Source organism: Roseisolibacter agri (assembly GCF_030159095.1).
Taxonomy (GTDB): domain Bacteria; phylum Gemmatimonadota; class Gemmatimonadetes; order Gemmatimonadales; family Gemmatimonadaceae; genus Roseisolibacter; species Roseisolibacter agri.
Genome location: NZ_BRXS01000005.1, coordinates 350,007 through 370,733 on the forward strand (window position 1 = coordinate 350,007; position 20,727 = coordinate 370,733).

At 74.9% G+C, this 20,727-nt stretch carries 19 protein-coding genes; 9 read left to right on the top strand and 10 right to left on the bottom strand.

The window, feature by feature from the left end; genetic code table 11:
* Positions 1-23 precede the first annotated feature (23 nt).
* The gene (locus rosag_RS17125) at positions 24-995 is read right to left on the bottom strand and encodes an NAD(P)-dependent alcohol dehydrogenase (RefSeq protein WP_345784851.1); all 972 of its coding nucleotides are present in this window, start codon (positions 993-995) and stop codon (positions 24-26) included.
* A gap of 247 nt (positions 996-1,242) precedes the next feature.
* Between rosag_RS17125 and rosag_RS17130 the strand changes: the two genes are divergently transcribed.
* Positions 1,243-3,315, top strand: coding sequence for an acyltransferase family protein (locus tag rosag_RS17130; RefSeq protein ID WP_284351382.1), 2,073 nt, complete (start codon positions 1,243-1,245; stop codon positions 3,313-3,315).
* A 164-nt stretch (positions 3,316-3,479) separates the two neighbouring features.
* Positions 3,480-3,947 carry a DoxX family protein gene (locus rosag_RS17135; RefSeq protein WP_284351383.1) on the top strand — a complete coding sequence of 156 codons (468 nt, stop codon included), beginning with the start codon at positions 3,480-3,482 and terminating at the stop codon, positions 3,945-3,947.
* Between the two features lie 78 nt (positions 3,948-4,025).
* Here the strand turns inward: rosag_RS17135 and rosag_RS17140 are convergent, their stop codons facing one another.
* Together rosag_RS17140 and rosag_RS17145 are read right to left on the bottom strand one after the other, a co-directional pair.
* Complete coding sequence (locus tag rosag_RS17140; protein WP_284351384.1) at positions 4,026-5,135, bottom strand: NAD(P)-binding domain-containing protein; 1,110 nt, start codon at positions 5,133-5,135, stop codon at positions 4,026-4,028.
* Positions 5,132-6,031 (bottom strand): LysR family transcriptional regulator, encoded by a 900-nt coding sequence (locus tag rosag_RS17145; RefSeq protein WP_284351385.1) that lies wholly within the window; start codon positions 6,029-6,031, stop codon positions 5,132-5,134. The genes rosag_RS17140 and rosag_RS17145 overlap by 4 nt, the downstream gene beginning before the upstream one ends.
* A 69-nt stretch (positions 6,032-6,100) precedes the next feature.
* Here rosag_RS17145 and rosag_RS17150 point away from each other — a divergent pair, with 69 nt between their 5' ends.
* Complete coding sequence (locus tag rosag_RS17150; protein ID WP_284351386.1) at positions 6,101-7,147, top strand: YeiH family protein; 1,047 nt, start codon at positions 6,101-6,103, stop codon at positions 7,145-7,147.
* Positions 7,144-7,788 carry a class I SAM-dependent methyltransferase gene (locus rosag_RS17155; RefSeq protein WP_284351387.1) on the top strand — a complete coding sequence of 215 codons (645 nt, stop codon included), beginning with the start codon at positions 7,144-7,146 and terminating at the stop codon, positions 7,786-7,788. Before rosag_RS17150 ends, rosag_RS17155 begins: the two co-directional genes overlap by 4 nt.
* A gap of 25 nt (positions 7,789-7,813) precedes the next feature.
* Here the strand turns inward: rosag_RS17155 and rosag_RS17160 are convergent, their stop codons facing one another.
* Both rosag_RS17160 and rosag_RS17165 read right to left on the bottom strand, forming a co-directional pair.
* Positions 7,814-9,001 (bottom strand): c-type cytochrome, encoded by a 1,188-nt coding sequence (locus rosag_RS17160; RefSeq protein ID WP_284351388.1) that lies wholly within the window; start codon positions 8,999-9,001, stop codon positions 7,814-7,816.
* 2 nt (positions 9,002-9,003) lie between these two features.
* On the bottom strand, positions 9,004-9,540 hold the full coding sequence (locus rosag_RS17165; protein WP_284351389.1) for a DUF4142 domain-containing protein: 537 nt from the start codon (positions 9,538-9,540) through the stop codon (positions 9,004-9,006).
* Between the two features lie 148 nt (positions 9,541-9,688).
* Here rosag_RS17165 and rosag_RS17170 point away from each other — a divergent pair, with 148 nt between their 5' ends.
* Complete coding sequence (locus rosag_RS17170) at positions 9,689-10,330, top strand: helix-turn-helix transcriptional regulator (RefSeq protein ID WP_284351390.1); 642 nt, start codon at positions 9,689-9,691, stop codon at positions 10,328-10,330.
* Positions 10,331-10,538: 208 nt separating this feature from the next.
* On the top strand, positions 10,539-11,138 hold the full coding sequence (gene wrbA, locus rosag_RS17175; protein ID WP_284351391.1) for an NAD(P)H:quinone oxidoreductase: 600 nt from the start codon (positions 10,539-10,541) through the stop codon (positions 11,136-11,138).
* 55 nt (positions 11,139-11,193) lie between these two features.
* Here the strand turns inward: wrbA and rosag_RS17180 are convergent, their stop codons facing one another.
* From rosag_RS17180 to rosag_RS17195, 4 genes are all read right to left on the bottom strand, one after another.
* Positions 11,194-11,406: a hypothetical protein gene (locus rosag_RS17180; protein WP_284351392.1), complete on the bottom strand. Its 213-nt coding sequence runs from the start codon at positions 11,404-11,406 to the stop codon at positions 11,194-11,196.
* A gap of 155 nt (positions 11,407-11,561) precedes the next feature.
* Positions 11,562-13,889 (bottom strand): PAS domain S-box protein, encoded by a 2,328-nt coding sequence (locus tag rosag_RS17185; protein ID WP_284351393.1) that lies wholly within the window; start codon positions 13,887-13,889, stop codon positions 11,562-11,564.
* A gap of 34 nt (positions 13,890-13,923) precedes the next feature.
* Positions 13,924-14,853: a DUF5715 family protein gene (locus tag rosag_RS17190; RefSeq protein ID WP_284351394.1), complete on the bottom strand. Its 930-nt coding sequence runs from the start codon at positions 14,851-14,853 to the stop codon at positions 13,924-13,926.
* Between the two features lie 186 nt (positions 14,854-15,039).
* Positions 15,040-15,639 (bottom strand): hypothetical protein, encoded by a 600-nt coding sequence (locus tag rosag_RS17195; RefSeq protein WP_284351395.1) that lies wholly within the window; start codon positions 15,637-15,639, stop codon positions 15,040-15,042.
* A 196-nt stretch (positions 15,640-15,835) separates the two neighbouring features.
* On the opposite strand from rosag_RS17195, the gene rosag_RS17200 reads away from it, so the two are divergent.
* Entirely contained in the window at positions 15,836-16,330 is a 495-nt protein-coding gene (locus rosag_RS17200) for a hypothetical protein (RefSeq protein ID WP_284351396.1), read from the top strand.
* A 112-nt stretch (positions 16,331-16,442) separates the two neighbouring features.
* On the opposite strand, the gene rosag_RS17205 is transcribed toward rosag_RS17200, so the two are convergent.
* A complete protein-coding gene (locus rosag_RS17205) occupies positions 16,443-18,368 on the bottom strand; it encodes a serine/threonine-protein kinase (protein ID WP_284351397.1) in 1,926 nt (641 codons plus the stop codon).
* Between the two features lie 124 nt (positions 18,369-18,492).
* Here rosag_RS17205 and rosag_RS17210 point away from each other — a divergent pair, with 124 nt between their 5' ends.
* Together rosag_RS17210 and rosag_RS17215 are read left to right on the top strand one after the other, a co-directional pair.
* On the top strand, positions 18,493-20,052 hold the full coding sequence (locus tag rosag_RS17210; RefSeq protein WP_284351398.1) for a PAS domain-containing sensor histidine kinase: 1,560 nt from the start codon (positions 18,493-18,495) through the stop codon (positions 20,050-20,052).
* Positions 20,052-20,681, top strand: coding sequence for a response regulator transcription factor (locus rosag_RS17215; RefSeq protein WP_284351399.1), 630 nt, complete (start codon positions 20,052-20,054; stop codon positions 20,679-20,681). Before rosag_RS17210 ends, rosag_RS17215 begins: the two co-directional genes overlap by 1 nt.
* Positions 20,682-20,727 lie beyond the last annotated feature (46 nt).

Here is a 20,727-nt window from a genome sequence, read left to right on the forward strand (position 1 = left end):
GCGTGCGGCGCGACAAGGGGCGCTCAGTCGATCGTCACGACCACCTTGCCGCGCGCCCGCCCCGTCTCGAGGTACGCGACCGCCGCCTGCAGCTGGTCCAGCGGATACGTGCGGTCGATGACCGGCGTCACGCGGCCCGCCTGCGCGAGGTCGCGCAGGAGCGTCAGGTCGCGCTGGTTGAACTCGGAGATGAAGAAGCGCAGGTCCTGCTTCACGAACCACGACGTCGCCTTCGCGGCGAACGCGCGTGGCAGGGGGTCGAGCCACCGCCCCGACGGGCCGCCGACGATGACGTAGCGTCCCGTGGGCGTGAGCACGCGTCGCAGCGCGGAGAGCGAGTGGTTGCCGACGTTGTCGATGATGACGTCGTAGCGCTGCGCGCCGCGCGTGAAGTCGTCCTTCGTGTAGTCGATCACGCTGTCGGCGCCGATCGACCGGACCATCGCGACGTTGCGTGCGCTGCAGACGCCCGTCACGTGCGCGCCGAGCGACTTGGCGATCTGCACCGCGAACGTGCCCACGCCGCCGGAGGCGCCGTTGATCAGCACGCGCTGTCCGGGGCGCACCGCGCCCTGGTCGCGCAGCGCCTGCAGCGCGGTGACGGCCGCGATCGGGATCGCCGCCGCCTGCTCGAACGAGAGCCGGGCGGGCTTGGGGACCACCGCGCGGTCCGCACGCACGGCCACGTACTGCGCGAACGCGCCGGTGCGCCCGCCGTACACCTCGTCGCCGACCTTGAAGCGCGTCACGTGCGGGCCGACCGACTCGACCGTGCCCGCGAAGTCCACGCCGAGGCGCGTCACCTTCGGCCGGCGCAGCCCCATCTCGAGGCGCCCGATGTACGGCGTGCCGCGGATGTAGTGCCAGTCGAGCGGATTCACCGCCGCCGCGCGCACCCGCACGACGATCTGGCCGTCGCCGGCGACGGGCTTCTCGACCTGCGCGATCCGGACCACGCGCGGCGGCCCGTAGTCGCAGTAGACCGCCGCGCGCATCGGGACGCGCGGTGGGCCGGTGACGGGATCGCTGCAGGCGTTGTCGGAGCGCCAGTACGCGATGGCGCCCGTCGCGAGCAGCGCGAGCGGGAGCACGACGGCCGTCCACTTCAGGGCGCGCTTGAGCCGCATGAGCCGGATCCTCCGGTGGCGAGTTGCCCGCCCGGGCCCCTACGGTCGGTCGAATTGCACGGTGTCAGGGCCAGCTCGCGTGAAACACGGGACGGCGCGGGCCGTAGGCCGGAACATGTCGACGTCCCGGCCCCCCTTCCGGACCGACCTCGAAGCGCTGCGTGGCCTGGCGATCCTCCTCGTGGTCGCGTACCACGCGGGGGTGCCCGCGCTCGCGGGCGGCTTCGTCGGCGTGGACGTGTTCTTCGTCCTGTCCGGCTTCTTCACGACGCGGCTCCTGGTGCGCGAGTACGCCGCGACGGGCTCCGTGGACCTGGCCGCCTTCTACGGCCGGCGCGCGCGACGCCTGCTCCCCGCGCTGCTGGTCGTGGTCGCGGCGACGCTGGCCGCGGTGTGGACGCTCTACGCCCCCATCGACCGCGCCGCCATCGCGGCGACCGCGCGCAGCGTGGCGCTGGGCACCGCGAACAACGCGTTCGCGCGCCAGTCGGTGAACTACTTCGGCGGCGCCGACTCGCCGTTCCTGCACACCTGGTCGCTGGCCGTCGAGCAGCAGGTCTCGCTCTTCGGGCCGCTGCTGTTCCTCGCCCTCGCGGCCATCGGCGGCTGGACGGTCGCGCGGCGGCGCGAGGGCGCCGCGGCCTCCGAGGAGTCGTCGCGCCGCGCGGCCGGGCTGCTGCGCGGCATCGGCGTGGGGCTCGCGCTCGTCGCCGCGCTGTCGTTCGCGGCCGCGGTGTGGCTCACGGGGACCGAGCCGTCGTGGGCGTTCTTCGGCAGCGCCGCGCGCGCGTGGGAGTTCGCCATCGGCGGCCTGCTCGCGCTCCTGCTGCCCACCGACGCCGCGCCGGCCTCCTCCACCGCGGACGCCGAGACGCGTCGCGGATCGGGCTGGTGGTTCCAGGTCGCCGGGCTGCTCGCGCTCGCGCTGGCCGCGATCGTCTACGACCGCAACACGCCCTACCCGGGCTTCGCGGCGCTGCTCCCCGTGCTCGGCGCGGCCGCGATCGTCGCGGGGGGCGCGCGCGGGCACGGCGCGCTCTCCGGCGACCACGCGGTCGCGCGGGCGCTGCGCTGGCTCGGGACGCTGTCGTACTCCTGGTACCTGTGGCACTGGCCGATCGTGGTGACCGCGGCCGTGCTCTGGCCCTCGATCGGCGTCGCGGGTCGCCTCGCGTGGTCGGTGGCGGCGCTCGGCCCCGCCTGGCTCACGCTGCGCCTCGTCGAGCGCCCCGCGCGCGGCGCGCGCACCGATGACGGCGGCTCGCCGTTCGGCTGGCCCGCGGCGGCGCTGGCCGGGTGCGTGGCGCTCGCGCTCGGCGCCGGCGCGCTGCGGCAGGCGGCGGTGCGCCACGTGAAGACGTCCGACCAACGGCGGTTCGCGACGGCGCGGCACGACCGCATGACGCACGAGTGCTGGGGCGCCAAGACCTCGGGCACCTGCGTCTTCGGCGACCCGCGCGGCGCCACCACGGTCGCGCTCTTCGGCGACTCGCACGCGGAGCACTGGCTCGGCGCCGTCGACCGGCTGGGGCGCGAGCGTGGCTGGCGCGTGGTGCTGCTGGTCAACGGCGGCTGCCCGGTCTCGGACGCGCCGGAGCTGAACGGCTGGCGCACGGCGCGCCGCGGCCGCGAGTGCGCGGCGTACCGCGAGGCGTCGGTGCGGCGGCTGATCGCGCTCCGCCCGGCGGTCGCCATCCTCTCGAGCTGGGACGAGTACGTGACGCGCGGCCAGGAGGGGCGCGCGGAGCGGTCGCGCATCTCGCCCGAGGCGTGGGGGCGCGGGCTGCGCAGTACCTATGGCCGACTGGCGGGTGCTGGTGTCCCCGTCGTCGCGATCCGCGGGACGCCGCAGGCGGGCTTCGACGTGCCGGCGTGCCTGTCGCGCCGCGCGGACCGGCTGCCGCTCGCGCAGCCATGCACCTTCGCGCGCTCGGAGGGGCTGCATGCGGCGGCGCGCGCGGCGCAGGAGGCGGCGGTGCGCGACGCGGCGGCCCGCGGGCTCCGCGTGCGGGCGGTCGACATGGCGGACGTGGTGTGCCCGACCGCGCGGTGCGCGGCGGTGCAGGGGAGACGGGTGGTGTACACGGACGACAACCACCTCGCTGCGAGCTTCACGCGGGCCGCCGCGCCGATCCTGGGGGCGCGGCTGGACGGGGCGGCGCGGACGCTGGGGGTGCGGCTGCCCTGAGCGGAGTGGGAAGCGGGGGCGGCTGGTGTCTTGACATCGGGTGTTTCAACACTTAAATATCGCTCCGTGCTCGTCGTCGCACCCGACGTCTCGGCCTGATAAGTGTTGTGACACCGAAGATCGCAACACTGAACGGCGCCGCCCCCCATTCTCAGGACCCGACCATGCGCCTCGCCGCTCCCGCCTCCGCCCGTCAGCTCGACCTCGGCCTCGCGATCCTGCGCGGCGTCACCGGCCTCGTCTTCGCGGCCCACGGCGGCCAGAAGCTCTTCGTCTACGGCTTCGCCGGCGTGACCGGCGCCTTCGGCGGCATGGGGATTCCGCTCCCCGGCATCACGGGCCCCGCGGTCGCGCTCGTCGAGTTCTTCGGCGGCCTCGCCCTGATCGTCGGCCTGCTCACGCGCCTCGCCTCCCTGGGCCTCGCGATCACCATGCTCGGCGCGATCTTCATGGTCCACCTCGGCGCCGGCTTCTTCGCCCCGAACGGCTTCGAGTTCCCGCTCGCGCTGACCGCCGCTGCCGCGACGCTGGTGCTCACGGGCGCCGGCCGCTGGTCGCTCGACGCCCGCCTCGCGGGGCGCGCGCCGGCCCTGGCCCCCGCAAACGCCCAGCCGCTGCGCCGCGCGGCCTGATCCCGTTCGTCCGCGCGACAACGGCGACGGCGCCCACCGACATGGTTCGGTGGGCGCCGTCGCCGTTGTCGCGTGTGCTCAGCGCAATCCGAGGAACGCGGTGAGCTCGGTGGCCGCGGCGGCGCCCGCGCGGTTCGCGCCGATGGTGGACGCCGACGGCCCGTAGCCGACGAGATGCACGCGCGGATCGCGTGCGACCTGCGTCGCCAGGCGGCCGGTCATGACGATGCCACCGTCGGGCCCGCGCAGCTGCAGCGGTGCCAGGTGGTCGAGCGCGCTCCGGAAGCCCGTGCACCAGAGGATCACGTCCGCGCGCACCACGGTGCCGTCGGGCCAGCGCACACCGTCCTCCACGATGTCGCTGAACATGGGGAGCCGGTGCAGCACGCCGCGCGCGCGCATCGCCTCGATGCGCGGCGTCACGGGCAGCCCGGTCACCGACACGACGGACGTCGGCGGCAGCCCGTGCCGCACGCGGTCCTCCACGATCGCCACCGCGGCGCGGCCCGCCGCCTCGTCGAACGGTCCCTCGCGGAACTCGGGTGGGCGCCGCGTCACCCACGTCGTCGTGGTGACCTGCGAGACCTCGTCCAGCAGCTGCACGGCCGAGATGCCGCCGCCGACGATGACGACGTGCTGGCCGGTGAACTCCGCGGCCGTGCGATAGTCGCGCGTGTGCAGCTGGCGCCCGCGGAAGCGCTCGGCGCCCGGATACTCGGGGACGTACGGCGCCTCCCACGTGCCCGTCGCGTTGACGATGCCGCGCGCGGACAGCTCGAAGCGGTCCGTCTCGACGATGAGGCGTCCGTCGCGCTCGCACACCACGCGCACCGTCACCGGCCGGTAGACGGGCAGCTGGAACGCGCGCTCGTAGGCGGCGAAGTACCGCGGCACCGCGACCGCCGCCTGCACCTCCGCGTCGGCGTCACCGACGACGTCGGTGAAGCGCATCCCCGGCAGGTCGTGAATGCGGTTGACCGTGCCGAGCGTGAGCGACGGCCAGCGGAACTGCCACGCGCCGCCCGGCGCCGGTGCGCGATCGAGCACGACGTAGCCGCGGTTCGGCGCGAGGCCGAGCCGTCGCAGGTGGTAGGCGGTCGAGAGCCCGGCCTGGCCCGCGCCGATCACGACGACGTCGGTCCGCAGCCGCACGCCGACGCCCGGCGCGGGTGCGCCGTGCTCCGTCACGCGACCTCGCCGCGCTCGACGCCCAGCGCCTCCTCGAAGCGGCGCGCCGCGGCGCTCGGCGCCCGTCCGCGCAGACGGAGCAGCGTCAGCTCGCGCCGCACGTCCCACCCGCGCACCGCCACCGCTGCGAGGACGCCGCTCGCCAGCTGATCGGCGACGGCGGCGCGCGACACGACCGCGAGCCCGAGCCCCGCGAGCACGGTCTGCTTGATCGCCTCCGTGCTTCCGAGCGTCAGCGCGACCCGCGCGACGATGCCGTGGGCTCGGAACGCCGCCTCCGCCACCGTGCGCGTGCCGGAGCCGCGCTCGCGCAGGATGAACGACTCCTCCGCGAGCGCGCTCGCCGGCACGCCCGCGCGGCCGACCAGTCGATGACCGGGCGGCGCGATGACGACCAGATCGTCCGTGCGCCACGGCGCCACCGCGATGCGCGGGTGCCGCACCGGGCCCTCCACCAGCGCCACGTCCAGGCGCCGCTGCAGCAGCAGCCGCGCGACCGCGCGCGTGTTCGCGCTCGTCACGCGCAGCGCGACGCCCGGATGCGCGGCGTGGAAGTCGCCGAGCAGGGGCGGGAGGAAGTAGGTCGCCACGGTGGTGCTGGCGCCGATCCGCAGCACGCCCGCGTCGAGCCCGCGCAGCGCGCGCAGCTCCTCCTCCGCGCTCCGCTCGACGGCGAACAGCTCGCGCGCCCGCGCGTGCAGCGCCGCACCGCCCTCGGTCAGCCGCACGCCCCGGGCGCCGCGCTCGAGCAGCGGCAGCCCGACCTCGCGCTCCAGTCCCGCCACCGCCTTCGAGACCGCGGGCTGGCTGAGGTGCAGCACCGCCGCGGCGCGCGAGAAGCCGCCCTGGTCGGCCACGGCCACGAACACGCGCAGCGCCTGGAGGTTGAGGGGCATGCGTCAAGGTAATGGCCGCATGACGAGCATGTCTTGGACTTATGGCCGCACGGCGGAGATCGTTCGGGCATGCCCGCACGTCCGTCGGATCCGTCCCCGTCGCCCCGCGCCCTCGCGCGGCTCGCGCCCGGCCTTGCCCTCGCCCTCGCCGTCGGCGCGGTCGCGTGGACGGTCGGGTGGGCCGAGTCGCGCGCGTTCGGCCATCCGGTGGTGGAGGCGCTGGTCGTCGCGATCGTGGTGGGGATGCTCGTGCGCACCTGCTGGACGCTGCCGGCGCGCCTGTCGCCCGGCGTCGGCTTCGCCGCGAAGGAGGTGCTCGAGGTCGCGGTCCTGCTGCTCGGCGTCTCGGTCGACCTGCCGCTCCTGCTGCGCGCGGGGCCCGCGCTTGCCGTGGGGATCGTGCTGCTCGTGGTGCTCGGGCTCGCGCTGAGCTACGGGCTCGGGCGGGTGCTCGGGCTCCCGCACAAGCTCGCGGTGCTCGTCGCCTGCGGGAACTCGATCTGCGGCAACTCCGCCATCGCCGCCGTCGCGCCGGTCATCGACGCCGACCCGGAGCACGTCGCGTCGTCCATCGCCTTCACGGCGATCCTGGGAGTCGCGGTGGTGCTCGGGCTGCCGCTGCTGGTGCACCCGCTCGGGCTCTCGCTCTACCAGTACGGCGTGCTGGCGGGGCTCACGGTGTACGCGGTGCCGCAGGTGCTCGCCGCGGCCTTTCCCGTGAGCGTGCTGTCGGGGCAGGTGGGGACGCTCGTGAAGCTGGTGCGCGTGCTGATGCTCGGACCCGTGGTCGTCTTCTTCGCGCTGCGCCATCGCGCGTCGCGCGCCGGTGCCGCCGCGCCGCGGCTCGGTGTCGCGCGCGTGGTGCCGTGGTTCATCGCGGGGTTCCTCGCCCTCGCCGTATTGCGCTCGACGGGCGTGATTCCCGCGGCGGTGGCGGATCCGGCGCGCACGGTCTCAGGCTGGCTGACGATCGTCGCGATGGCGGCGCTGGGGCTCGGCGTCGACCTGAAGGCGATCGCGCGCGTCGGCCGGCCCGTGGTCGCGACGGTGACGGGATCGCTGCTCGTGCTCGTCGTGTTGAGCCTCGCGCTCATCCGGGGGCTCGGCATCCAGTGACGCGACGCGACGGAGGCGAGGACGCGACCGAGCGTCGGGCGCACTGGGAGCACGTCTACCACACGCGGCAGTCGCACGAGGTGAGCTGGTTCCAGCGCGAGCCCACCCGATCGCTCGCGCTGCTGACCGAGGCGGGCGTCGGGCCCACGAGCGCGATCGTCGACGTCGGCGGTGGCGACTCGACGCTCGTGGACGCGCTGGTCGCCCGCGGCTTCCGCGACGTCACGGTGCTGGACGTCTCGGCCGCCGCGCTCGCGCGGGCGCGCGCACGACTCGGTGCTGCAGGTGACGCCGTGACGTGGATCGAGGCGGACGTCACGCGGGCCGCGCTGCCGGCCGCGCGCTTCGACGCGTGGCACGACCGCGCGGCGTTCCACTTCCTCACCGATCCGGCGGACCGCGCGCGCTACGTGGCCGCCGCGCGCGACGCGCTCCGCCCTGGCGGCACGCTCGTCGTCGCGACGTTCGCGGCCGACGGCCCGACGCGCTGCAGTGGCCTCGACGTCGCGCGCTACGACGCCGACGCGCTGGCGCGCGCGTTCGGCGACGACTTCGCGCTGCTGCGCGGCGACCGCGAGGTGCACCACACGCCCGCGGGCGCCGAGCAGCGGTTCACGTACGCGGTGCTGCGCCGGCGCTGAGGCACGACGGCGCAGCACGCGCGCATCAGAGCGTCTTCAGGTACTCGACCAGGTCGCGCTTCTGCGCGTCCGTGAGGCGCAGGCTGCGCACGCGGTCGTAGTGCGCGACCACGTCGGCGAGCGTGCGCGCGCTGCCGTCGTGGAAGTACGGCGCGTGCTGCCAGAGCCCGCGCAGCGGCGTCGTGCGGTACGCCTTCCGCGCCGTGCGCGCGGCGTAGCGCGGATCCATGCCCGTCTCCGACGCCGCGTGCAGCGTGCCCGCGTTCACGTCGCTGAACGTGGTGCCCGCGTGGCACGTCGCGCACTGGCCCTCGCGCACGAATACGGTGCGTCCACGCTCGGCCGCCGCCGCGTCGAAGCTGCCCGGCGGCGGCGCGGGCTTCTCGAGGCTCAGCTGGTACGCGCGCAGCGCCGGCAGCCGGGGCGTCACGAGGTCCGGCGACTGGCGCACGCTGATGCCCAGGCGCGGATCGTCGAAGTTGCCCTGCCCGTGCATCTGTGTCACCGCGACGTACGCGTTCCAGTACGATACCGGCCCCTCGGCCGTGAACGTCTCCATCGCGACGCCGCGCAGGCCGTACGCGGGCGGCAGCACCAGCGGCGTGCTCTGACCGTCGAAGCTGGTGCGCGGGTCGTACTTCCCCGGGCCCCACGTGCGCAGCACGGCCTTCACGTTCTCCGCGACGGCTGGCGACAGCGCGACGATCGCGCCCGGATTCAGGTCGCCGTTCGGCCACCCGTCACGCCGCTGCCCGATCCCCTTCGCGAACGCGTCGTCGACGGTGGAGTGGCACAGCGCGCAGGTGATGCCGAGTCGCACGAGCGTGTCGCGGCCGGCGACGGTCTGCACCTGGCCCTTCAACCCGACGACCGCGTTCAGCTTGAGTAGCGCGAGCGTCGTCGCGGTGCTGTTGAGGTCCACCGCTCCCGCCTTCAGCGCGTCCTTCACCGACTGCGGCAGCGCGTCGGCGTCGACCTTGAGGCCGACCGACAGCGCGACCGCCGGCGTCACGGCGCGCTGCACGACCTCGTGCATCCGCAGCGTGTCCGTCCAGTACTTCTCGTCGCCGAAGGTGTCGAAGCGGAAGATCTCGCGCCCTTCGGCGACGAGCGCGGGATCGAGCGGCTCTGGTGACGGCTCGGTGGGCGCGTCCTCGCCGCCACAGGCGGCGAGGACAACGACGCACGCGAGCGCGAGCAGCGTGCGTCGCATGGTCACCGTCCCGCGAGCTGCTTCTCGAGGTTCTGCGCCGCGAGCATGTGCGCCTGGAACGCCGGCGCGACCTTCACCACCAGCGCCTTCACCTCGGCGTTCCTGATGGCGGGAAGGAGCGTCGTCTGCACGGCGTCGATGACCGCCTTGTGGTACGCGACCTCGTGCGCGAGGAAGGCGCGGTCGAACGCGGCGCCCTTCAGCGCGCGCAGCTGCTTCATCGCGGCCGCATGGTCCTTCGCGCCCTGGTCGGGCTTCGGCGGGGTCGGCGTGACGCCGAGCTTCGCGGCGAGGTCGCGGCCCTGCTGGCGGACCTGCGCGTGGTCGCGGGCCAGCATCGCGCCGAAGTCGCGCACCTGCTTCGAGTGGCCGCGCGTGGCGGCGAGCCGGCCGGTCTCGATGTCGGCCGTGTTCGCGCCGTCGAAGATCGCGACGATCGTCGGGTCGTCGAGCGCCTGCGCGGCGGCGGCGCTGGGGGCCGCGCTGGACAGCGCGACGGCGGTGAGGGTGCAGACGGTGGTGACGAGAGTGCTCCGCATGCCGACCTCCTGCGTGGGTGGGAACGGTGCTGCACTTGTTGTCGGTAGGTATCGCTGCCGCGCGAGAATAAGTCAAGAACATATTTGACTTATTGGACGTCCTCGGGCTCGTGGGCTACCATTCACCCGTCCCACACCCCACCGACCCATGACCGCGATCGAGCTCGGCAGGCGCTTCCTGGAGACCACGCGCGGGCAGATCGTCGCCCTGCTGCGGCGCGGCGCCCGCACCGTCGAGGAGCTGGCCCGCTCGCTCGGCCTCACGGACAACGCGGTCCGCGCCCACCTCGCCACGCTCGAGCGCGACGGGATCGTGCGACAGGAGGGCGTCCGGCGCGGCCAGGGGGCAGGGAAGCCGGCGGTGCTCTACGACGTGCACCCCGGAGCGGAGCCGCTGCTGTCGCGCGCCTATCCGCCGGTGCTGAGCGCGATGCTCGAGGTGCTGGTCGACGAGCTGCCGCCGGAGCGCGCCGACGCGCTGCTGCGCGAGGTCGGCCGCCGGCTCGCGCGCGACGTCGGCGGCCGGGCGGGCGGCGACCTGGAGGCCCGACTCGGGGCCGCGGCGGCGGTCCTCAACGCGCTCGGCGGGGAGGTCGACGTGGTCCCGGACGACGGGACCTGGCGGCTCCGCGGCTACGCGTGCCCGCTCTCGGCCACCGTCGCGCGGCGTCCCGAGGTGTGCCGCGCCGTCGAGGCCCTGGTGACCGAGGTCGCCGGGACGCCGGTGACGGAGTGCTGCGACCGCGCCACCCGTCCGCGCTGCTGCTTCGCGGTCACGCCGGTGTCCTGATCGACTCTGCCGGGGCGCGGCGGCACTTGTCCTGCTGTCTCAGTGATGAGAAGTTGTTTGACCTCTCATCGCTCCGCTTCGAGGCGCCCCGGCGTCTGACCCGATCGGGCGCGATGGGCGTGGCAGTTGCCCCACCCCGAGCCTCGCGTCGCGGCCGCCCCCCGACCGTGACCTCGCTCGACGGCTCTCAACTCGACGGAGACAGCGCATGAGCACGGTCCGCCTAGCCATCGTCTACTACAGCACCTACGGCACGAACCACCAGATGGCGGAGATCGCCGCGGAGGCGGCGCGCGCGGCCGGTGCCGAGGTGCGCCTGCGCAAGGTGCGCGAGACCGCGCCCGAGGGCGTCGTCGCCGGGCAGGACGCCTGGCGCGCGACGGCCGAGCGGACCGCGCACGTGGAGGAGGCGACGAACGCGGACCTCGAGTGGGCGAACGCGTTCCTCTTCAGCGCCCCCACGCGCTACGGCGCCGCGGCCAGCCAGATGCGCGCCTTCCTCGACCAGACCGGCCCGCTCTGGGCCACCGGCAAGCTCGCCAACAAGGCGGCGAGCGCGATGTCGAGCGCGCAGAACGCGCACGGCGGCCAGGAGACCACGGTGCAGTCGCTGAACAACATGTTCGCGCACTGGGGCTGCATCCTCGTGCCGCCCGGCTACACCGATCCGGTCACCTTCCAGTCGGGCGGCAACCCCTACGGCGTGACCGTCACGGCCGCTGGCCAGCCGATCCCCGACGCGGTGCAGGAGGCGATCCGCCATCAGGCGCGGCGCCTCGTGGAGTACGCGGCGAAGATCGCGGGCTGACCGTCACGAGCCGGCGCGGGCCGCGTGCGCCCGCGCCGGCTCGACTCACCGCCGCTCAGCGCGCGTCCGGACCCGCGAGGATGCGCCGGATGCCGCTCTCGGTGCTGTCCACCGGCGCGCCGGCGACGTCGGCCGCGGCGTTCAGCTCGGGCGGGAACGGACGCCCGCTGATGATGCTCGTCAGGGCGTCGGTCAGCAGGGCGTCGCGCGCCGACGAGGGCGTGTACGACGTGGCGGTCTCGCGGCGGGTGTTCTGGATGGTGCTCATGCGGCGCTCCGGTAACGGGGTGGCCCCATAATCGGGGCGGACCGGGGGGCTGCAATAGGGTCGAATTCACCAGGGCGTCGCCGGCCGCGTCGCAGGCGCTGGGAGGTGGCGCGCGTCGCGCGCTGCTGCCCGCGGGGAGCCGCAGCCCCCATCCCCTAGCGGCGCCGGCCGTCCGCGCCGTCCTCGAGCGCCCGGCGGACGGCGTGCGCGAGCCGGCTCGCGGTGAACGGCTTCTCCAGGAAGCTCGCGCCGGGATCGGCGAGCCCGCGCCGGACGATCTCGTCGTCGGTGTAGCCCGACATGTAGAGCACGCGGATCTCCGGATGGCGCGCCGCGAGCCGCTCGCCGAGGGCATGGCCGCCCAGCTCCGGCATGACGAGGTCGGTGAGCACGAGGTCGAACCGCGTCTCGCTCCCGGCGGCCGCGGCCTCCACGATCCGCAGCGCCTCGGCGCCGTTGGACGCCTCGTGCACGACGTAGCCCTGCTGCTCCAGCATGCGGCGCAGCGCGGCGCGCACCTTCGTCTCGTCCTCGACCAGAAGGACCGTCTCGGCGCCGGTGGGGAGCGCGGCGTCCTCGCGCGTGGCGGGCGACGGCGCCGGCGCGTCGACCGCCGGCAGCATCACCGTGAAGCGGCTGCCGCGGCCCGGTGCGCTGTCGACCGTGACCACGCCGCCCGACTGCTCGACGATGCCGTAGACCGTGGCGAGGCCGAGTCCCGTGCCGTGGCCGACCGGCTTCGTCGTGAAGAACGGCTCGAAGATGCGCGGCAGCACGTCGGCCGCGATGCCGACGCCGTCGTCCTCGACGACCAGCGCGACGTAGCGGCCGTGCGCCTGGCCGGGCGACGGCGCGGTCTCCGACGGGCCGACGTGATGGTTCTCGGTGCGGAGGCGCAGCGTGCCGCCGTTCGGCATCGCGTCGCGCGCGTTGACCGCGAGGTTGAGCAGCACCTGCTCCAGCTGCCCTGGGTCGGCGACGACGGCCCATGCCGCGGGCGCGAGGTCGGTCTCGAGCGCGATGTCCTCGCCGATGAGGCGGCGCAGCATGCCCGCGACGTTCGCCACCTTCTGGTTGGTGTCCAGCCGGCGCGGCCGCAGCACCTGCTGCCGCCCGAACGCGAGCAGCTGCCGCGTGAGCTCCTGGGCGCGCCCCGCCGCGCGGAGCACCTCGTCGAGATCCGCGCGCGCCGTGGTGCCTTCCGCCAGGTCGTCGGCGAGGAAGCCGCCGAAGCTCTGGATCACCATCAGCAGGTTGTTGAAGTCGTGCGCGACGCCGCCCGCGAGCTTGCCGACCGCCTCCATCTTCTGCGCCTGGCGCAGCCGATCCTCGAGCGCGCGGTGCGCGGTGAGGTCCTTCGCGATGCCGAACATGCCGACGACGCTGCCGCCGACGACGATCGGCACGTTCGTGACGCCCACGCGCACCACGCGGCCCGACCGGTGGCGGATCCCCAGGTCGACGCGCGCCGCCTCGCCACGCAGCGCGCTCTCGAACGCGGCGCGCGCGGCGTCGCGATCCTCGGGGACCACGATCGGGCTCGCCGCGCCGGCGAGGATCTCGTCGCGCGTGTAGCCCGTCAGCGCCTCGGCGGCCGGATTGGCGCTCGTGAAGTTCAGGTCGTGCGCGAAGCTGTAGACCGCGTCCGGGTTCTGCTCGAACAGCGAGCGGAAGCGCTCCTCGCTCTCCTCGAGCCGCCGCTGCGCGCGGTGCAGCTCCGTGACGTCCATGATCAACCCGTCGCAGACGACGGAGCCGTCCGGCTGCCCCGAGTTGCGCGCCGCGATCTGGGCGAAGCGCTCCTCGCCCGTGTCCAGCAGGACGCGCCCTTCCCAGCGGAACTCCTCGCGCCGCGCGACGGCCTGCAGGCCGATGGCGCGGAACTGCGCCTGCTCGTCCGGGTGGACGAGCCGCAGGAACGCCTCCGGGTCCGCGAGCGCGTCCTCGGGCGCGACGCCGAACAGCGTGCGCGCGCCCTCGCTCACCAGCGTGTAGCCGCGGCTGCCGTCGGCCCGGTAGACGAACTGGTAGACGACGCCGGGGACGCTGGACGCGACGTGCCGGTAGCGCGCCTCGCTCTCGCGCAGCGCGTGGACGGCGGCCTCGCGCTCGCTCACGTCGCGGCCGATGGCGTGCACCAGCCCCATCGCGTCGGGCGCCGCGAGGTGCCACGCGATCCAGCGATCGGAGTCGTCGACGCCGCGGACGCGCAGCACGAGGCCGTCCACCGCGCGCCCGCACACGACGCCGGCCCACGCCGTCGCGAGCGTCGCGCGGTCGTCGGCGTGCACGCAGGACGCGAACGTGCGGTCGTGCGCCGACCCGGGCGACCAGCCGGTGGCGCCGGCGAACGTCGGGTTCGCGTGTCGCACGACGCCGTCCGCGTCGACGACGCACAGCAGGTCGCTCGAGTGCGCGAAGAAGTGCGCGGCCGCCGCGCGCGCGATGCGGGCGGCGGGATCGAGCGGCGAGGTGGTGGACAACGGAACTACGCCTGCATCGCGACGTGCGCGTCGCTCACTGGCCCACGGCGTCCGCGCTCGACAGCTGCCGCGCGCGCGCGCTCGGCAGCACGATCCGCTGTCCCGGGCGGATGACCGCGCGCGACATGCCGTTGGCGGCGAGGATCTGCTTCACCGTCAGGCCGCGGGCGCGCGCGATGTCCCACAGCGTGTCGCCCGCGCGGACGCGGTAGCGCTGCGTGGCGCGCGGCGCGGCCGACGCGACGCGCGTGCTGGAACGCGTGCTCGCGCGCGGCTTCGCGGCCGCCTTCGCGCTCGGCTTCGCGCGCGTCTGCGGCCGCGGCGCCGTGGCGACCGTCGCGAGCGACTGCAGCGCCACCGTGGACGACGGCGACGACGCGGCCGGCGGCTGCGCGGCCGCGTAGCGCGTGTAGGCCGTGGGATAGACCGCGACGTGGAAGTGCGGTGGGCGGAACTCCTCGGTCGCCTCCAGCACGCCCGCGTCCTCCAGCTCCAGCAGCGTCGCGCGCAGCCAGCGCAGGCAGCGGCCGCGCGGCTTGTGCAGGTCGATCGCCATCCCGGTGGGATGCACGCTCTGCGCGACGCTGTTGCGCGGCTGGCGCGTGGTGGGCCGCGCCGCGCTCGTGACCATCAGCGGCGTGCCGCACGCCGCGCGGTGCTGCCGGCCCAGCGCGAGCACGAACGCCTCGGTGGCCGGGGTGACGTACGGGAAGGCGACGCGGCGGAGCGTCACGTCGCGCCCCGTCGTCAGGCGCACGAGCGCGCCCGCGTCGACGGCGGTGCGCACGGCGTCGGGCGTCTCGTGGAAGGCCAGCGCCTCGCGCTGCGCCTCCTGGTACATGCGGTCCACGCTCTCGGGCGAGCCGCGCAGCGACTGCGCGCGCGCGGCCGCGGCACCGACCGTCAGGGCGGCCAGCGCGAGGGCGAGACGAAACGGAAGGCCGTGTGCGAGCGGCAGGCGCACGGAGTCGGAGCGGCTGATGGCGACGGGCGTGGGAGCGGTCCGGGCGGGACCGGCGCGAATGGTACACGCGCGGGGCGGCGTCGTGCATCGGTCGACCGACCCCGATGCCGCGCGCGCCCTCATTCTGGCAGACGACCCACCCGCGGAGACTTCACGCCGTCGCGCCGGCGGGCATCCGGACGTCGACTACCCCGCGCACTCGATGGGGCCGAGGCCGGCGTCGGGGCGCGCCGTCGCCCGCGCGACCCGTGCCGCGAACGCCTCAGCCTCCGGCGCGCCCTCGCGCCAGGCGCGCACGCGGCCGCGGCGGCGGATGTCGGCCACGTGCGCCAGCTCGTGCGTCAGCACGCGCACCGCGCACTCGTGGCGCGACGCCGGGATCGTCCAGTACGCCGGGCGCTTCCACGCACCCGGCGGCGTCGCCACCGGTGCCGGGGCAGGACCCAGCGGGACGTAGGGCGACAGCACCACCAGCCCATCGAGCAGCCGCGTCGTCGCGCGCGACCAGCGGGGCGACGGGCTGGCCCACCAGCACGCCCGCGTGCGGCAGAGCAGCACCAGCTGCCGCTCGGGGATGGCGAGGCCCGCGCGGCGGACGCGTCGCGCCGCTTCCCGCGCGACCGGCACGATCGCGCTGTCGACCGGACCGTCGCCCCGTACCAGGACCACGCCCGTGGCGACCGGCACGACCCGGCGGCCCGGCAGCAGGCGGGGCCACCAGACGCCCAGCGCCCCGACGCCGAGGGCGAGCCCCACGACCCAGGGCCGGACGCGGGGGCGCGGCATGGCGGGCGGGGTGGGGAGCGGCGAGTTGGCCATGTGCGGGGGAGACGCCACGTGCGGCGCGACGTCACGGACGAGACCGGTGGCACGCGGCACCGGGCCGGTCCGGCACGTCGCGTGCACCGAGACGGCGATCGCCCTGCCGTCTCACCGACGAGCGCGGACCGGCTCTCCGCGCGTCATCTCACTGGAGGATACCGTGCATCAGCGTCACGTCGCCCTGCGCGCGCCCCTCGGCGCTGCGCTCGCCCTGCTCCTCGCCACGGCCTGCGGCGGCGCCGGCGAGAAAGGTCACGACAGCGCGGCCGTCGCGGACTCCGCCGCCAATGCGACCGCGGCCCAGACCGGCACCACCCCCGCCGCCGACGAGATCGACGTCGAGGAGCTCCACCTCGGCAACGCTCTGAAGCCCGACAGCTCCGTCGCCGACGCGTCCGACGACTTCAAGGCCGGCGACACGATCTACGCGGTCATGGAGACCGACGCCAACGAGTCGGGGAAGGAGGTCGTCGCCCGCTGGACGATGGGGGACAACGACCAGCTGATCTCCGAGGAGACGCGCACCGTCGTCACCGGCGACAAGGCGCGCACGGTCTTCAAGGGCAAGGCCGGCGGCTGGGCGCCCGGCAAGTACCACTTCCGCGTGATGTACAACGGGAAGGAGGCGAAGTCGGTGGAGTTCGAGGTCAAGTGACCGGCCGTTGACCTGAAGTCGCCGACGGCGGCCCGGCCGATCGGGTCGTGGACGGGCGCCCCACCCTCGCGGTGGGGCGCCCGTCGCGCTTCACCAGGGATTCACCCGGCCGTCACCCGGGCGTCGGGATCCGGCCGGGGCCCAGCGGGCGCCGGATGGTCGCGGCGTCGACCTCGCGCCGGGCGTCGGCCAGCCGGCCCGCGTCCTCGCCGATCGACCGCGCGGCGTCGAGCAGCGTCGTGAGCGGCGCGAGGTCGCTCGCGTCGGCGTGCAGGCGCAGCAGGTCCAGCCGGATTCCCTCCAGCGCGGCGACGCTCTGCGACAGGTGCGACGCGGCCATCTGCCGCCGCGCGCCCAGCATGTCGGCGTCGCGCGAGCCCGAGGGCGCGAGCGCGCCGACGAGGTCGAGCTCCGCGCGCGCCTCCGCCGCCCGCGCCTCCAGCGAAGCGATCGTCGCCGGCAGCCCGGCCAGCTGGTCGCGGTAGGGCTGCGGCAGCGCGGCGAACAGCTCGCCCGCCGCCACGCCGAGGGCCACCTCGGTGGCGCGGAACGCGGTGGCGCCCACCGCGCCCGAGCGCTCCGGCGCGCCGAGCCGGCGCGCCAGCCACTCGCCCACGCGGCCGTTCCAGAGCCGATCGCGGAGCCCCGTCTGCCACCAGTTGCGGATCGCGGACGGGACGAACGACACGTCCAGCGCGTTGCTGATCGCGCCCAGCAGCATCGTCGTGAGCAGGGGCACGAGGAACCAGAGGAAGCTGACCCTGTTCTCGTGCAGCGTCCCCTCGACGACCAGCACGAACGTGGCGGCGAGCCAGAGCGCCGCGGCGACGGTGGCGACGCGCAGCACGCGGTGCGAGCGCGTCTCCTGCGGCTCGAGCGCGATCGCGTCCGTCTCCGCCCGCTCGCGCCGCGCGACCTCGAGCGCCGTGCGCAGGTCGGCGAGCGAGTGCCCGGCCCGGAACTGCCGGCGCGCCTGGTTGAGGTGGAAGCCGACGGTCGGGAAGAGCGGGAGCGACGCGGCCACCGTCAGCATCGCCACGTCGTACCAGTGCGAGCCGGGATTGCCCGTCGCGTTGGCGTACGCGTTCCCCAGGGCGAGCGCGGTGAAGCCCGCGGACCATCCCAGGTAGGGGACGAGGAGCGGGTTCCGCGCGGCCAGCCACGCGCGCAGCGTCGGCGGCAGCGCGGGCCGGGCGTCGGTCGTCGGCGCGAGCGCCGCGGCCAGCGCCTCGCCATCGCGGAAGCGGCCGTCCGGGTCGCGGACGAGGCACCGGTCGATCGCCGCGCCCAGCGCGGGCGGGAGGCCCGGCGCCACGCGCAGCACGCTGGGCGGCTCCTCGGTCGCCTGGCGCACCAGCAGCGCCGGGAGGCTCGGCGCCTCGAACGGCAGGCGGCCGCTCACCGCCAGGTAGCCGACCACGCCCAGCGCGTACAGGTCGCTGCGGCCGTCGACGGTCTCGCTCGCGGCCTGCTCGGGGCTCATGAAGTGGGCGGTGCCCATGATCCTCCCCGGCTCGGTCCCGGGCCCCGCGTGCGCGCCACCGTGCGCGATGCCGAAGTCGGTGACCAGCGCCCGGCCGGTGCCGCCCTCCAGCAGGATGTTGTCCGGCTTCACGTCGCGATGGACGATGCCGCGGCCGTGCGCGTAGGCGAGCGCCCACGCGACCTCGCGCAGCACGCGCGTGGCCTCGGCCGGCGCGAGGGGGCCGCGCGTGCGCAGCCGCTCGCCGAGCGTCTCGCCCTCCACGTAGCTCATCACGAAGAAGACGAACCCCCTCGCCTCCCCGACGCGGTGGATGGGGACGATGTGCGGATGCGACAGCCCGGCGGCGGTGCGCGCCTCGCGCAGGAAGCGCTCGCGCGACTCGGCGGTGCCGAGGTGCGGCGGGAGCACCTTGATGGCGACGTCGCGGTCGAGCTGCACGTCGCGCGCGAGGTACACGATCCCCATGCCGCCGCGGCCGAGCTCGCGCTGGAGGGAATACTCGCCGGCGAGGGCCGCCTGGAGCTCGAGGAATGCGCCGTCGGGGTGCGTCATGCCGGTATTACGAGTCAGCGCCGGGGACGTTTCCTGCCGCTCTTGTCACCATCGAGGTTCGACCGCAGTCTCGTGGCGGACCCTCGCGCGGCGCCACCCGCTCCCTCGCCTCGAGATGCACGGCATGACCACGGGCTCGCTCCCGCAGGCGCTGCTCCGACTCCGGTCGCGATCCCCGGTCGTCCGGTACGCCGCACCCGTCGCGTTGATGGTGCTGAGCGTCGCCGTCGCGGTGTCGGTGGGCCACGCCGAGCTCGGCGACGAGATCCTCACGCCGGCCGTGCTGTTCGCCGCCTGGTACGGCGGCATCGGCCCGGGGCTGGTGACCGTCGCCATCGCGTCGCTGTCCATCAGCTACTTCTTCACCGAGCCGCTCTACAGCCTCTCGGTGGCGACCGAGGAGGACTGGGCGTTCCTGGCCGTCTACACGGTCTCGGTGGTGCTCGTGGCGTGGCTGACGGCGATCCAGCAGCGCACGACGGACGCGCTCCTGGTGGCGCGCGACGAGCTCACGGCGCGCATGCACGACCTGCGGGCCGCGAACGCCGACCTGCGCACCGAGATCGCCGAGCGCGAGCGCATGGCGGTGGAGGTCCGGAAGCAGGCGAGCCTGCTGGACCTGACGCACGACGGCATCTACGTGCGCGACGGCGGGGACGTCACCACGTACTGGAACCGCGGCGCGACGGAGCTGTACGGCTGGACCAGCGAGGAGGCCTGCGGCCGGTCGAGCCATGCGATGCTCCGCACCGTCTTCCCGATCCCGAAGTCCGCGATCGAGGCGGAGCTGTATCGCACCGGCCGGTGGGAGGGCGAGCTGGTACAGACGACGCGGGACGGCGCGCGCGTCATCGTCACGAGCCGCTGGTCGCTGCAGACGGACGCCGAAGGAAGGCCCGTCGGGATCCTGGAGACCAACAGCGACGTCACCGCACGCCGGCGCGCGGACGAGATGCGCGACGAGGCGCGGGCCGCGCTCGCCCGCGTGACGCGCGTGACGACGCTCGGCGAGATCACGGCGTCCATCGCCCACGAGGTCAACCAGCCGCTGGCCGCCGTGGTGATGAACGGCAACGCGTGCCGCCGCTGGCTCGCGCTCGATCCGCCCGACCTCGCCGAGGCGCGCGAGGCCGCCGAGCGCGTGGTGCGCGACGGGACGCGCGCGGCGCAGGTGATCGCGCGCGTGCGGGCGCTGCTGCACGGCGGCGCGCCGGAGAAGCAGCCGCTGTCGCTCAACGAGGTGGTCGGCGAGGCGCTCGCGTTCACCCGCGGCGAGATCGACCGCCAGGGCGTGACGCTGCGCGTGGCGCTGCGCGACGGCCTCCCGATGGTGAGCGGCGATCGCGTGCAGCTGCAGCAGGTGCTCGTGAACGTCGTGCTGAACGGGATCGAGGCGATGGCGGAGGTGCCGGAGAGCCAGCGGCTGCTGGAGATCGCGTCGCAGGACGACGGCGCGGGCGGCGTGCGTGTCGCGGTGTCGGATCGCGGGAAGGGGCTGGACCCGGCCAGCGCCGCGCAGCTGTTCGAGCCCTTCTTCTCGACCAAGCCGGGTGGCCTCGGGCTCGGCCTCGCCATCAGCCGCTCGATCGTCGAGGCGCACGGCGGGCGCATCGCGGCGACGCCGAACGAGGGCGCGGGGGCGACGATCGCGATCACGCTGCCGGGAGGGAACGGGGACGCGTGATGGTCGCCACCGACCCGATCGTGTACGTGGTGGACGACGACCTCTCGGTGCGCCAGGCGCTGGGCAGCGTGATCCGCTCGGTGGGGCTGCGCGTGGAGACGTTCGCGTCGGCGACCGACTTCCTGCGCCATCCGCGCGCCGAGGCGCCGGCGTGCCTCGTGCTCGACGTGCAGCTGCCCGACGGGAGCGGCCTCGATCTCATGCGCGCGCTGGACGGCGCCGAGGTCCCGATCCCGGTCATCTTCATCACCGGGCACGGCACGATCCCGATGAGCGTGCGCGCGATGAAGGCGGGCGCGGTGGAGTTCCTCGCCAAGCCGTTCCAGGAGGAGGAGCTGCTGGCGGCGATCCACCACGCGCTGGCGCGCGACGCCGCCGCGCGCGCGGAGCGCCGCACGCTGGCCGAGCTGCGCGCGCGCATGGCGCGCCTGACGCCGCGCGAGCTGGAGGTGCTCGCGCTGATCGTCACCGGCCGCACCAACAAGCAGATCGGCGCCGCGCTGGGCGCCGCGGAGCAGACGGTGAAGCAGCACCGCGGGCGCGTGATGCGGAAGCTCGCGGTGGGCTCCGTCGCGGAGCTGGTGCGGCTCGTCGAGCGCGCCGGGCCGGTGCGCGCGCCCGACGCCTGACGGCGCGCGCCGCGGCGCATCGTACCAAGGTGTGATGGCGATGCCC